The sequence below is a fragment of the Gemmobacter lutimaris genome, from assembly GCF_003570715.1.
GTDB classification, from domain to species: domain Bacteria; phylum Pseudomonadota; class Alphaproteobacteria; order Rhodobacterales; family Rhodobacteraceae; genus Gemmobacter; species Gemmobacter lutimaris.
The window spans coordinates 291,396-304,466 of the sequence record NZ_QXXQ01000003.1; the positions used below are offsets into that span (position 1 = coordinate 291,396).

Consider the following 13,071-nt stretch of genomic DNA (forward strand, 5'->3'; position numbering starts at 1 on the left):
GCAGATCTACCTTTTTCCCTTGCCATAGCGATAGCGGCGGCGGCGGCCGTCATCGGCGCGGTTCAGCACAACTCCCATCAGCGGCACACGGCCCTCGAACAGGCGTTCGCAGGCGCGGACATCCTCGGCGCTGGTGCGGGTGGCGTCGGCGATCAGCAGCACGCAATCCACCTGTGGCAGCACCGAGATCACATCGTCATTGCCAAGCGCGTGCGGCAGGTCGATGACCACCGCCGACGGGTCCAGGTGATCCACGATTGCCTTCAGCGTTCCGGCGCTGCGCGGATCAAGCAGCGTTTCCGACCCCGCTGCAACCGCTTCGCCGTTCAGCGCCAGCGCCAGCCGGTCGCCGACGCGGCGCAGATGCGATTCCAGCGGTTGTTCGCCGGTCAGAACCTCGTGCAGCGGGCCGCATTGCACGCCGAACAGCCGCGCCAGATCGGGGTGGCGCAGTTCCAGATCCATCAGCACGGTGCGACATCCCGGCAGCCGCGCCAGTGCCAGCGCCAGATTGGCCGCCACGAGGCTCTTGCCGCAGCCATGGGTGGGCGAGGTTACGGCGATGCGTTTCCAGCCGCGCTCCTGCATCGCCTGCCAGACGCGGGTGCGCAGAATGTCGAATTGTGCGGTGACCGGGTTTTGTTCCGCATGTGCGAAAACACCGTTTCCGGCCAGAAAATCAGGGTTCAGAACGGTCTTGCCCAGTGATTCCCACACCTTGAGCGGATCGTGCCGCGGCTCGGTTGCGGCGGGCACGACCTGAATGGTCTCGGCGCGCGGGGCAAGCCGTGCCAGTTCCGTCGTCCGGGGGCGGAACAGCGCAATGGCCCCCGGCCGGGGGGGCAGGTCAGGCTCAAGCCGCGCGGTAAAATCGTTGTCCTTACGCATCCCTGGCCCAATATCTGCACGCACAATGTGCTGTGGGACCAATATCCTGTGTGTCGTCATCGGTCGCAGCGGGCTCCGGGCCATGCAGCCACCGGGGCTGCGGTTAAGGGTCGGCCCGATGCAAGGCGAGCCGGTGAACCGGATATAGTGCCGATCCCTGTGCTGCGAAACAGCACCTGACCGGATTCGTCCGGGCCCCCGCCCAGTCCTGAATGGCTAGCAGAATTGTGCGGAAAATGAAAGGGCGGCGGGGGCTTGCAGGCAGGCGGCGTTGCGCGCAAGTCTCGGTCATGGGCCGGTTTTCCGGCAGGCGGATGCGAGGGGCGGATGGCCGGTGATCTGGTGGATGCGGTGGTGATCGGGCGCAATGAAGGCGCGCGGCTGATCGCCTGCCTCGACAGCCTCGCGGGCCGTGTCCGGCGGCTGGTCTATGTGGACAGCGGCTCCGCCGATGGCAGCGTGGCAGCAGCAGAGGCGCGCGGGGCCGAGGTGGTGGCGCTGGACATGACGCAACCCTTTACCGCCGCGCGGGCCCGCAACGCCGGGCTGGCACGGCTGGCCAACGATCCGCCGGACTTCGTGCAGTTCGTCGATGGCGATTGCGAATTGCGTCCTGACTGGATCGCCACGGCGGCAGCCTTCCTGCGCGACCATCCCGATGTTGTCGTGGCCTGCGGCAGGCGACGCGAGCGGTTTCCAGAAACCTCGGTCTGGAACCGCCTGTGTGACCGGGAGTGGAATACCCCTGTGGGCGAGGCAGCCGCCTGTGGCGGGGATGCGCTGATGCGCCACGCGGCGGTGGCGGCGGTGGGCGGCTACGATCCGTCCCTCATCGCCGGGGAAGAGCCCGACCTGTGCCTGCGCCTGCGTCGCGCCGGAGGGCGCATCTGGCGGCTGGAGGCCGAGATGACGCTGCATGATGCCGCCATGACCCGGTTTGGCCAGTGGTGGCGCCGCACCCGGCGGGCGGGTCATGCCTTTGCCGAGGGGGCGTGGCGCCACCGTGCCGGCCCGGAAGGGCATTGGCGGCACGAGACGCGCCGGGCACTGATCTGGGGGGCGGGGGTGCCACTGGCGGCGCTGCTGGCCGGGTTGTGGCATCCGGCGGGTTGGCTGATCCTTGGCCTCTGGCCAGCGCAGGTGGTGCGGCTCGCCCCGCGGATGGGGCTGGAGGCCGCGCTTTTCACCGTGTTGGGCAAACTGCCCGAAGCGCAGGGGGTGATCGGCTATCACCTCGGGCGGCTGACGGGGAAGCGGCGCGGGCTGATCGAATACAAATAGCGGCTACAGCAGGTTTTGCGCAGTGCCGCCTTTCCGGGCATTCCGAAGGGCCAGCGCCTTGCGCGCCTCGTCCGGCAACAGCTTGGCGCAGGCCCAGTAGCGTGGCACCAGCCGGCGCGGATCACCCAGCATGCGCCACGCCCATTCCATCGCCATGTTCTGCACCCAGTCGGGTGCCCGCACCTGCGTTCCGGCCAGAAAATCCAGCCCCGCGCCGATGCTTGCAAAACCGACATGCGGCGCCAGTTCGCGGCCGCGCGCGGCAAGGATTTCCTGCTTGGGTGCGCCAAGGGCAAGGAAGCACAGCCCGATCCCGGCGGTTTCCATCATGCGCAGATAGCGTGTGGCTTCCTCTCCGGCTGGATCAAAGCCCATGGGCGGGGCGATGGTCAGGGCGACGTCCAGGCCGCGCACCTCAAGCTTCAGGGCTTCGGCCGCGGCGTCGAGCGCCTCCTGCGTAGAGCCGAGGAGCGCGATTTTCACCCCGGCCTGCGCGGCCAGCCGTGCCAGCGGCGCCACCATGGCAGACCCCGGCACCAGATCGACCGGCCGCCGCGCCAGCCGCGACAGCCAGACAATCGGGTTGCCATCCGCCACGACGAAATCCTGGGCGGCATAGGCAGCGCGGAAGGCCGGGTCACTGCGCAGCTTCACCAGATGGTCAAGGTTGATCGTGGCAAGTGCAAAGCCCTGACGCAGCGCCAGCCGTTCGCGCACGGCGGACAAAAGGCCCGCCGCATGCGGCACGTTCACGGCAAGGGTGGTATCGGCTATGGTGAATTGCACGGCATCTACTCGATAAAGGGAGGCCTAGCGGTATCACGGAATCGCCGGGCATTCACCCCGGCGCGGGGGCCGGAGTCGTGGCTGTGTCAAAAACACTCTGTTTCCCGCAAACCGCAGGCTGGTGCCTGCATGCCTGTTGCCCGGACAGGGCACGCTCGCGTAGCGGTGAAACATGAGCATTGCTGCGCCCAGCAAACCCGCCGTGCAACACCGGCAGTCGATGGACCTTGCCCGGTTCGTCGCCGCCTTCGGGGTGGTGGCCGCGCATGCGCTGGCCTCGCCGCGCGACTGGGTGGGCCATCTTTCGCTTGGGCTTTTCCTGATCCTCACTGCCTTTCTGGCGATCCAGTCGGCGGAACGTGCGGGCGGCCGTTATCCGTGGATCGCGCGGGCACGGCGGCTGGTGCTGCCATGGCTGTTCTGGTCGGCGGTGTTCCGACTGCTGGACATTCTGCTTTCTCATGATCCCGCGCGGTTCATCCCGCTGACCAATCCGTGGAGCCTGCTGATCGGTTCGACCATCCATCTGTGGTTTCTGCCGTTTGTCATGCTGGCCATGGCCTTGGTGCAGCCGGTGGCGCGGCTGGTGCGCAGCCCGGCCAGCCTGATGGCGGGGTCCGGCTTGATGCTTGCCGTGGGGCTGCCGTTGTTCTGGCTGCATGAATTCCTGCCGATGCCCGACCCGCTGCCGCAATGGGCCTTTGGCTTGCCGCTCTATGTCTATGGCCTGTTGCTGGCGCCTGCACACCGGCTGAACCGGCCGCTGCTGCCGCTGGCGGCGATGGCGCTGCTGACGGCGGCAGGCTGGGCGATGGCGGGCAAGCCCTGGGCCTTGACCGCGTTGATCGCTGCATTGGCGTTCGAACTGTTCTGGCGGCTGCCCCTGCGCCACCCGCTGCTGCCCGCGCTGGGCCGCGTGGCTTTTGGCATTTACCTGATGCATCCGTTCTTCATGCTGGTGGCTTACAAGATTTTCGGCCCGGATGCCGGGTTCTGGACCAAGACGTTCACCGCCTTCCTGCTGTCCTGGGCTGCGACGGTCATCGCGCTGCGGCTGCCCGTCATCCGCCGGTTGGTCTGAGAGGCCGTGCGATGCTAGACTCGCGCGGCCACAACCACGGAGCCGGCCCCTGATCACCCCGAACCCCCTTGCATGGCTGATGCTGTTGATCTGGCCCTTGGTCATGGTGGTGCTGTGGCGTCGCCTGCCGCCGGATCTGGCGCTGATCTGGTCGATCCTTGGGGCATACCTGATCCTGCCGCCGGTCATCGCGCTGGACCTGCCGGTGGTGCCCGATCTTGGCAAGGACAGCATTCCGCCGCTGGTCGCACTTGCGATGGTGCTGTTCGCGCGCAAGGAAACCATTCCGGTCCTGCCAGAGTCCTGGGTCGGCCGGGCGCTTCTGGTGGTCTTCGTCCTGTCGCCCTTCGCCACGGTGCTGACCAATGCCGAGCCGATGCCGAAAGGCCGGTTCGAGGTCATACAGGGCATGCGCATCTATGACAGTGTGGCGGCAGTAACCAATCAGGCCATTGCGGTGCTGCCCTATTTCCTTGCCCGCCGCTACCTTTCCAGCCCCGAGTCCATGCGGGCGATCCTTGTCGCACTGGTGGCGGGGGGGCTGGCCTATTCGGTGCCCATGCTGATCGAGACGCGGCTGTCACCGCAGATGAACGTCTGGGTCTATGGCTATTTCCAGCACGATTTCTTTCAGACGATCCGCTTTGGCGGTTACCGGCCCGTTGTATTCCTGCCGCACGGGCTGTGGGTTGCCTTCTTTGCGATGATGGCGGCGATGAGTGCGGTGACACTGTTCCGCGTCGGGCCTTCCGACCGACGGCCGATGCAGTTCGGGGTGATGCTGTATCTGTCGGCGGTGCTGGTACTGTGCAAAAGCGCGGGGCCGATGGTCTATGCGTTCGGGCTTGGTCCGCTCATCGTGCTGGCGCCGCGGCACTGGCAGGTGATCGTTGCGGCGGCGCTGGCGGGCATGGTCATCACCTATCCGCTGCTGCGCGGGGCGCATCTGGTTCCGCTGGACCAGATCATCGCGCTGGCCGAGCGGCTGTCGCCGGACCGGGCCTATTCCTTCGCCTTCCGCGTCGGCAATGAAGAGACGTTGCTGGACCGCGCCGCGCTGAAGCCGTGGTTCGGCTGGGGCGGGTACGGCCGCAACCTGATCTATGATCCGATGACGGGCGCGGGCACATCGATCGCCGATGGCGCATGGATCATCACGCTGGGGATCTATGGCTGGCTGGGCTATCTGGCGCAGTTTGGCCTGCTTGTGTTGCCGCTGCTGCTGATGGGGCGCGAGATGCTGTCACGGCGCGCGCCGGTCTCGCCCTGGGTTGCGGCGGTCTGCCTGTTGGTGGCAGCCAATCTGGTGGACATGCTGCCCAATGCGACGCTGGTGCCGCTGACATGGATGATGGCGGGGGCCGTGCTGGGCCATGCCGAGGGGCTGGCCCGTGCCCGGCGCGCGGCCCGCGCGGCAGCGATCCGGGCGCGCTGGCATCCGAAAGCCGGACGGACGGTGTTGTGATGCAGGTCGATCTGGGGGTCTTCGCGCATAACGAGGCGGCAGGCATCGCGACCATGGTCGCGCGGCTCACCGCGCAGACGGTGCCGGGGCTCGACCTGCGCATCCTCGTTCTGGCCAATGGTTGCACCGACGATACGGCCGCCCTTGCCCGTGCGGCCGGGGCCGAGGTCGCAGACCTGCCGGAGGGCGGCAAGAGCCGGACGTGGAACCGTTTCGTCCATGACCTGTCACGCCCCGAGGCCAGGGTGCTGATCTTCGCGGACGCCGATATCCAGTTGCCCGATGCCGACGCGCTGGCGCGGTTGGTTGCGGCACTTCAGGCACGACCGGAGCTGCATGTGATGAACTCGCGCCCGGTGAAGGACATCGTGGCCGATCCGCGGGGCCTTGGCTGGCAGGACCGGCTGATCGCCATGGCGGGTGGCACGCTGGATGACTGGCAGACCGCGATCTGTGGCCAGCTTTACGCCATGCCCGCCACCTGCGCCCGCCTGCGCTGGCTGCCTGCCGGCTTGCCGGTGGAAGACGGCTTTCTGCGTGCCATGGTCCTGACTGACGATCTGACTGTGTCCGAGGATCTGCCGCGCATCGGTGGCGCCGATGTCTGGCACATCTATGAAAGCGAGCGCAGCATTGCGGGCCTGATCCGGCATCAGGTGCGCATCGTCATCGGTTCGGCCCTGAACATGGCGGCTTTCGATGCCCTGCGCGAGATGGCGCCCCCGGTTCGGAAGGCGACCCTGCAACTGGCTGCCCGCGATCAGGGTTGGTTGCGCCGAATTGCCCAAGCCCGGCTACCACGCTGGCCGGACGGATTCGTTCCCCTGCACTTTCTGGTGAAGCGCAGTCGTAACCTGCTGTGCAACCCGCGCCGCCTGCTGCGCCCGAAGGGCTTGCTGCTTCTGGTCGCAGGTTTCGGATTTGACCTGATCGTCTGGCTGATTGCGCAGATCCGCATGGCGCGGGGCACCGGCGCGGGCCATTGGTAGCGGTGTTTTGCCACAGTCCTGCGGAGAATCTGGCAGGAATGTGGCAAAAGCGTGGCATTGTCACCAACTCCGGGATGGACCGTTGATCCTGCCCCCATGGCTATCGCCAATAGCGTGTTTACGTTAAGGTTTGCGGGGTTGTGAGGAGTGGCCGCAGTTTTGCGCGGCTGCCGGATTGGTGAAAGTGGATGTCTGAAAAGGGGATTGAGCAGCGCGGGATTTCCGAAACCGACATAGCAATTGTCGGGATGGCGGCGCATCTGCCCGGTGCGCCTTCGATAGAGGCCTATTGGCAGAACCTGCGGGACGGGATCGAAAGTATCCGCCATCTGACCGAGGCTGAATTGCTGACCAATGGCGAAACCCCGGCAAAGCTGCGCAACCCGAATTATGTGCCTGCCGCCGCGCCGCTGGACGGCTTTGCCGATTTCGATGCTGACTTCTTCGGCTTCTCCCCGAAAGAGGCCGCGATCCTCGATCCGCAGCACCGCCAGTTCCTTGAAGTGGCGTGGGAGGCGATGGAAAACGCGGGCCATGTGCCCGAGGCGTTCCGCGGCGCCATCGGCGTCTATGCCGGTTGCGGCATGGGCAGCTATTTCTACTTCAACCTCTGCTCCAACCGGGATCTGGTCGATGGCACCGGCATGTTCCTGCTGCGCCATACCGGCAACGACAAGGATTTCCTGTCCACCCGCGTCAGCCATATCTTCGACCTCAAGGGGCCGAGCATCAACCTTCAGACCGCCTGTTCCACTTCGCTGGTGGCGGTGCATTATGCCTCGCAGGCGCTGCTGAACGGCGAATGTGACATGGCGCTGGCGGGCGGTGTGACCATCGAACTGCCGCAAGGCAGGGGCTATGTGTTCCACGAGGGCGAGATCCTGTCGCCCGACGGCCATTGCCACGCCTTCGACCATCGCGCGCAGGGCACGGTTTTCGGCTCGGGTGCGGGTTGCGTGGTGCTGCGCCGCGCGGTCGATGCGATCCGCGATGGCGACCATATCTGGGCCATCGTGAAGGGCAGCGCAGTCAATAATGACGGCGCGGCGAAGGCGGGCTATCTGGCGCCCTCGGTCGAGGGGCAGGCGCGGTGCGTGGCCGAGGCGCAGGCGATCGCAGGCGTGACTTCGGATACGGTCGATTACATCGAATGCCACGGCACCGGCACCTATCTGGGGGACCCGATCGAGGTAGCGGCGCTGACACAAGGCTTTGCCGAAAGCGCGCAAAGCGTGGGCACCTGCCGCATCGGCAGCGTCAAGACCAACATCGGCCATCTGGATACTGCCGCCGGGGTGGCGAGCCTGATCAAGGTCGCGCTGAGCCTGCATCACCGCGAGATGCCGCCCTCGCTGGGCTATGAGGCGCCGAACCCGGCGATTGATTTCGAAACCTCGCCCTTTCGGGTGAATGACCGGCTGACCGCGTGGGAGGGCAAGGGCCGCCCGCGTCGCGCCGGGGTCAACAGCCTTGGCGTTGGCGGCACCAATGCCCATGCCGTTCTGGAAGAGGCGCCGGTCCGTGAGGTGTCGGACGCCTCTGACTGGCCGTTCCAGCCCATCGTGATTTCCGCGAAATCGAAGGCCGCGCTGGATGCGCAGGCGGCGCGGCTGGCCGCGCATCTGCGGGCGCACCCCGAACAGCCGCTGGCTGATGTGGCCTTCACGCTGAAGGAAGGTCGCAGGGCCTTTGAAAAGCGCCGGGTTCTGGTGGCGGAAAACCACGCCGAGGCTGCCGACCTGCTGGAGGGCAAAGACCCGCGTCGGGTGTTCAACCATGACCATCTGGATGCCCCCGAGGTTGTTTTCATGTTTCCCGGCGGTGGCGCGCAATTCGCGGGCATGGGGCGCGATCTTTACGAAACGGAACCCGAGTTCCGCGACTGGATGGATCGTGGCCTTGCGGTGCTGCAACCGAAGCTCGATTATGACATCCGCGCCCTTTGGCTGCCCGAGCCGGGGGCAGAGGCGGAGGCGGATGAGCGACTGAAGCGGCCTTCGGTGCAGCTTCCCTTGATCATGATTGTCGAATATGCGCTGGCGAAGCTTTACCAAAGCTGGGGCGTGCAGCCCGCCGCACTGATCGGGCATTCCATGGGCGAAAACACCGCCGCCTGTCTGGCGGGGGTGATGAGCTTCGAGGATTGCATCGGCCTCGTGCATCTGCGCGGGCAGTTGTTCGACACCGTGCCGCCGGGGGGGATGCTGTCGGTCCCGCTGGATGAGGCCGCGCTGCGCCCGCGCCTGACTGGCGATCTGGACATGGCCAGCGTGAATGCGCCGGGGCTTTGTGTTGTGTCCGGCCCGGATGCGGCACTGGCGGCGCTGGCGGCCGAACTGGCGGCGGAAGAAGTGGAAACCCGCCGCATCCCCATCGACATCGCCGCGCATAGCCGGATGCTGGAGCCGATTCTTGATCGCTTCGGCGCTTATCTGCGGTCGATCCCGCTGCATGCGCCGACGCTGCCGGTGATTTCGAACCGCACCGGGCTGCCCTTGACGGTGGCCGAGGCAACAGACCCCGATTACTGGGTCCGCCATCTGCGCAACACGGTGCTGTTCCGGCAGGGGATGGAGTATCTGACGGCGACACCGGGCCGGGTCTATCTGGAAATGGGGCCGGGCCGCGCGCTGTCGTCGCTGGCCCAGGCCAATGGCGTGGCACCGGGGCAGGTGGTCGCGGCGCTGCGCCACCCCGAACAGCAGATGGCGGATGACGCCTGGCATATCGCCAGCATCGCGCGGCTTTGGGCCTGTGGTGTGCCGGTGGATTGGGAGCCGGTCTGGGGCGGCGCGCGGCGCCTGCGCGTGCCGCTGCCGGGCTATGCCTTCCAGCGCAAGACCTATTTCATCGAACCGGCACAGCCGCAGGCGGCCGGGGTTGAGGAAACACCCGCGCGGATCGCGGATGTCGCGGGCTGGGGCTGGCGCCCGGTCTGGCGTGCCCGTGCCGCCGAGGAAGAGGACGAACCCGCAGCGCACAGCTGGCTGGTCTTCGCCGACGAGGCGGGACTCGCCGTGCCGGTCGTGACGCGGTTGCGTGCCGAGGGGCATCGCGTGACCGTGGTGCGCAGCGGCGATGCTTTCGCCCGTGATGGCGAGGGGAATTATCTCCTCAATCCCGAACGCGGGCGCGAAGGCTATGATGCGCTGATCCGCGATCTGGTGGCGCATGGCCATGCCCCCGATCGCATCGCGCATTTCTGGCTGGTGACGGAGGGCGAAAGCTACCGACCCGGATCAAGCTTTTTCCATCGCAATATCGAACAGGGTTTCTATGCCCTGATGTTCCTCGGGCAGGCGATTGCCGGGGAAAATCTGCCCCAGCCCGTTCACATGACCGTGGTGACCACCGGCGCGGTGCAGGTGGCCGGGGAAGGGCTGCCTTATCCCGAGAAGGCCGCGATTGCCGGGCCGGTGCGGGTGATCCCGCGCGAACTGCCGGGAATGACCTGCGCGACGCTGGATTTGCGCTTGCCCACCCCCGCGCGCGGCTGGTGGGCAAAGCCGGATGCGGCGGCGATGGAGCATCTTGCGGCCGAGGTCTGCGAGGATTTGCTTGCCCCGCCGGGTAACCGCATGGCGGCGCTGCGCGATGGCAAGCGGCTGGAGCGCGGGCTGAGGAAACTGCCGCTGCCAGAGGCGGGGCTGGACCTGCCGGAAGGTGCGCCGGTGCTGATCACCGGCGGTTTCGGCGGTATCGGGCTGACGCTGGCCGAAAAGCTGGCGGTTGCAGCGAAGGCAAAGATCCTGCTGATCGCGCGGCGCGATCTGCCGCCGCGCGCCGGTTGGGCTGCGCATCTGTCGCGGCATGGTGCTGCCGATCCGCTGTCGCGGCGCATCCTCGCGGTGCAGCGGCTGGAAAGCCTTGGCGCCGAGGTGCGGGTGGCCCGTGCCGATGTCTGCAACACCGAGGAGATGCGCGCGGCGATCACGGAGGCGGAGGCCGAATTCGGCCGCATCCGCGCGGTGATCCATGCGGCGGGTGTGGTGGATGACGGCCCGCTGCTGACCAAGAGCCCGGCGGCGGTGGAGGAAGTCTTTGCGCCGAAGCTGCACGGCACGCAGGTGCTGGATACGCTGTTCCCTGACGGGTCGCTGGATCTGCTGGTGCTGTTTTCTTCGACCTCCACCATCACCGGCCCGGCGGGGCAGGTGGATTATGTGGCGGCGAACGAATACCTGAACGCCTTTGCGCAGGCACGGGCCGGAGGCAAGACGCGGGTTCTGGCGCTGAACTGGGGTATCTGGTCCGATGTCGGCATGGCGGCAGAGGCGTTGGCCGACCGCACTGGCAACCGCCCACCCGCGCCGAAACTGCCGGTCAGCGGGCGCCCCCTGCTGGCCGAGAGCACCTTTGACCGCGAGGGCGCGCGACTTTACGAGACCGATCTGAATACCGAAAGCTGGCTGCTGGATGGCCACCGCACGACGGCCGGTCAGGCCCTGGTGCCCGGCACCGGCTATCTGGAAATCGCGGCCGAGGCGGCGGCGGAAGAAGGCTGGACTGCCTTTGAATTGCGCGATCTGATGTTCTTCCGCGCGCTTGAGGTGGCGGATGACGCGTCGCGCACGATGCGGTTGCGACTGGCAGCCACGGACGAGGGTTTCGCCTTCGAGGTCCGTTCCGCGCAGGATTTCCGCGGGCGGCAGGGCTTCACGCTGAATGCGCAGGGCCGGTTGATGCCGCTGCGGGGAACGGCGGCCACGGTCGATCTGGCGGCGATTGCCGCGCGGATGGGGCCGGCGGTGGAGGATGCGAAGGGCATCCGCTCGCCGCAAGAAGACCACCTTGCCTTCGGCCCGCGCTGGCGTGTGCTGCATCGCATGGCGCTGGGGCAGGGCGAGGGGCTGGCGGTGCTGACCCTGCCGCTGGCCGCGCAGGTTGATCTGACAAATGGTTGGCTGATGCATCCCGCGCTGATGGATCTGGCGACCGGCTGGGCCATAGGTCTGATCGAAGGCTATCGTCCCGATCACCTCTGGGTGCCGGTGTCCTATGGCCGTGTGCGGGTCTGGGGGGCGATCCCGGCGCGGCTCCACAGTTGGGTGCGCAATGCCGCCGCCAACCGGGGCGAAGGGCCGGTGGCGGTTTTCGACATCACGCTGGCGGACGACACCGGCCGCGTGCTGGCCGAGATCGAGGGCTTCACCATCCGTCGGCTGGACGCGGGTTTTACCGCCCCGCCGCTGGCCGAACGCGATCTGACCTTCGACGCCGATCCCGCAGGCGCCCGCCCGGCCTCGCCGCAAGAGGAACGGCTGCTGCACAACCTGTCGCAGGGCATCCGGGCCGAAGAGGGCGCCGATGCCTTCCTGCGTGCCGTGGCAACCGGGCAGTCGCAGGTCATCGTCTCGTCGCTGGACCTGCCCGCGCTGGTGCGGCAGGCCGACCGGGTCGAGACTGCCGCACGACCGGAGGGGCAGAGCTTTGCCCGCCCGGATCTGGACAGCGACTACATCGAGCCACGCAATGACATCGAACGCACGCTGGTCGGCTTCTGGCAGGATCTGCTGGGGGTCGGGCAGGTCGGGGTCGAGGATGATTTCTTCGCGCTGGGCGGGCACAGCCTCATTGCGGTGCGCCTGTTCGCCATGGTGAAAAAAGCGTTCCGGGTGGATTTCCCGATCTCTGTGCTTTTCGAGGCGCCGACCATCGCCGCCTGTGCCCGACTGATCGAGAAACGCATTGGTCCGCAGGACAGCGTGGCCGAGAAGGCGCCGCAGCCGACCCGTCGCTTCACGCATCTGGTGGCGATGCACGAAGGCGCGGGCGGGCCGAAGCAGCCGTTTTTCCTTGTCGCGGGTATGTTCGGCAATGTGCTGAACCTGCGCCATCTGGCACAGCTTCTGGGGGCAGACCGTCCGTTCTATGGCCTGCAAGCACGCGGGCTGTTCGGCGAGGACGAGCCACACCGCACCCTGCCCGAGGCCGCCCGCGACTATATCGCCGAACTGCGGCAGGTGCAGCCGCAGGGGCCTTACCTGCTGGGTGGTTTCTCGGGTGGCGGTCTGACCGCATGGGAAATGGCGCGACAACTGGAGGCCGAGGGTGAAGCGGTTTCGCTTCTGGTACTGCTCGATACGCCGCTGCCGTTGCGCCCGCCGCTGTCGGGCCGCGACAAGGCGCTGATCAAGCTGGCGGAAATGCAGGCGCGCGGGCCGGGTTATCTGCTGGACTGGGCGAAAGCGCGCTGGGCGTGGGAGGTGCAGAAGCGTCGCCCCAAAGCCGTGACGGAAACCTCAAACCAGTTCCACAATGCCGAGATCGAGGCCGCCTTCCGGGCCGCCCTGCCGCAATATGCGCTGCCGCTTCGCAAAGGGCCGACCGCCCTGTTCCGTCCGCCGCTGGACCGCAAGTGGAAGGTGTCCAACGGTCAGTGGGTCAGCGCCGCGAAGGAATATGTGTTCGCAGACAATGACCTGACCCGTTTCGCCCCGGCGCTGGTGGTGCAGGAGGTTCCGGGCGATCACGACAGCATGGTGCTGGAGCCGAATGTCCGCGTGCTGGCGGCGCGTCTGCGCGAGGTCATTGCAGCCGCCGAAACCCCGGCACCGCATCTGCGCGAGGCGGCGGAGTGA

At 66.9% G+C, this 13,071-nt stretch carries 7 protein-coding genes; 5 read left to right on the forward strand and 2 right to left on the reverse strand.

From position 1 onward, the window contains the following. Positions 1-6 precede the first annotated feature (6 nt). Positions 7-888: a P-loop NTPase gene (locus D2N39_RS07960; RefSeq protein ID WP_158589793.1), complete on the reverse strand. Its 882-nt coding sequence runs from the start codon at positions 886-888 to the stop codon at positions 7-9. Positions 889-1,215: 327 nt separating this feature from the next. Here D2N39_RS07960 and D2N39_RS07965 point away from each other — a divergent pair, with 327 nt between their 5' ends. Further along, the gene (locus D2N39_RS07965; RefSeq protein ID WP_119134235.1) at positions 1,216-2,169 is read left to right on the forward strand and encodes a glycosyltransferase; all 954 of its coding nucleotides are present in this window, start codon (positions 1,216-1,218) and stop codon (positions 2,167-2,169) included. Between the two features lie 3 nt (positions 2,170-2,172). Here the strand turns inward: D2N39_RS07965 and D2N39_RS07970 are convergent, their stop codons facing one another. Further along, the gene (locus tag D2N39_RS07970; RefSeq protein WP_119134236.1) at positions 2,173-2,955 is read right to left on the reverse strand and encodes a WecB/TagA/CpsF family glycosyltransferase; all 783 of its coding nucleotides are present in this window, start codon (positions 2,953-2,955) and stop codon (positions 2,173-2,175) included. 172 nt (positions 2,956-3,127) lie between these two features. Between D2N39_RS07970 and D2N39_RS07975 the strand changes: the two genes are divergently transcribed. From D2N39_RS07975 to D2N39_RS07990, 4 genes are all read left to right on the forward strand, one after another. Next, a complete protein-coding gene (locus D2N39_RS07975; protein WP_119134237.1) occupies positions 3,128-4,036 on the forward strand; it encodes an acyltransferase family protein in 909 nt (302 codons plus the stop codon). A 79-nt stretch (positions 4,037-4,115) separates the two neighbouring features. Continuing rightward, on the forward strand, positions 4,116-5,501 hold the full coding sequence (locus tag D2N39_RS07980; RefSeq protein ID WP_119134238.1) for a hypothetical protein: 1,386 nt from the start codon (positions 4,116-4,118) through the stop codon (positions 5,499-5,501). After that, complete coding sequence (locus D2N39_RS07985) at positions 5,501-6,490, forward strand: glycosyltransferase (RefSeq protein WP_119134239.1); 990 nt, start codon at positions 5,501-5,503, stop codon at positions 6,488-6,490. The genes D2N39_RS07980 and D2N39_RS07985 overlap by 1 nt, the downstream gene beginning before the upstream one ends. Positions 6,491-6,678: 188 nt before the next feature. Beyond that, the gene (locus D2N39_RS07990; protein WP_119134240.1) at positions 6,679-13,071 is read left to right on the forward strand and encodes a type I polyketide synthase; all 6,393 of its coding nucleotides are present in this window, start codon (positions 6,679-6,681) and stop codon (positions 13,069-13,071) included.

Excerpts from the sequence above, each read along its gene's own strand:
- D2N39_RS07960 (WP_158589793.1), bottom strand. The coding sequence starts at position 888 with ATGCGTAAGGACAACGATTTTACCGCGCGGCTTGAGCCTGACCTGCCC.
- D2N39_RS07965 (WP_119134235.1), top strand. The coding sequence starts at position 1,216 with ATGGCCGGTGATCTGGTGGATGCGGTGGTGATCGGGCGCAATGAAGGC.
- D2N39_RS07975 (WP_119134237.1), top strand. The coding sequence starts at position 3,128 with ATGAGCATTGCTGCGCCCAGCAAACCCGCCGTGCAACACCGGCAGTCG.
- D2N39_RS07980 (WP_119134238.1), top strand. The coding sequence starts at position 4,116 with ATGCTGTTGATCTGGCCCTTGGTCATGGTGGTGCTGTGGCGTCGCCTG.
- D2N39_RS07985 (WP_119134239.1), top strand. The coding sequence starts at position 5,501 with ATGCAGGTCGATCTGGGGGTCTTCGCGCATAACGAGGCGGCAGGCATC.
- D2N39_RS07990 (WP_119134240.1), top strand. The coding sequence starts at position 6,679 with ATGTCTGAAAAGGGGATTGAGCAGCGCGGGATTTCCGAAACCGACATA.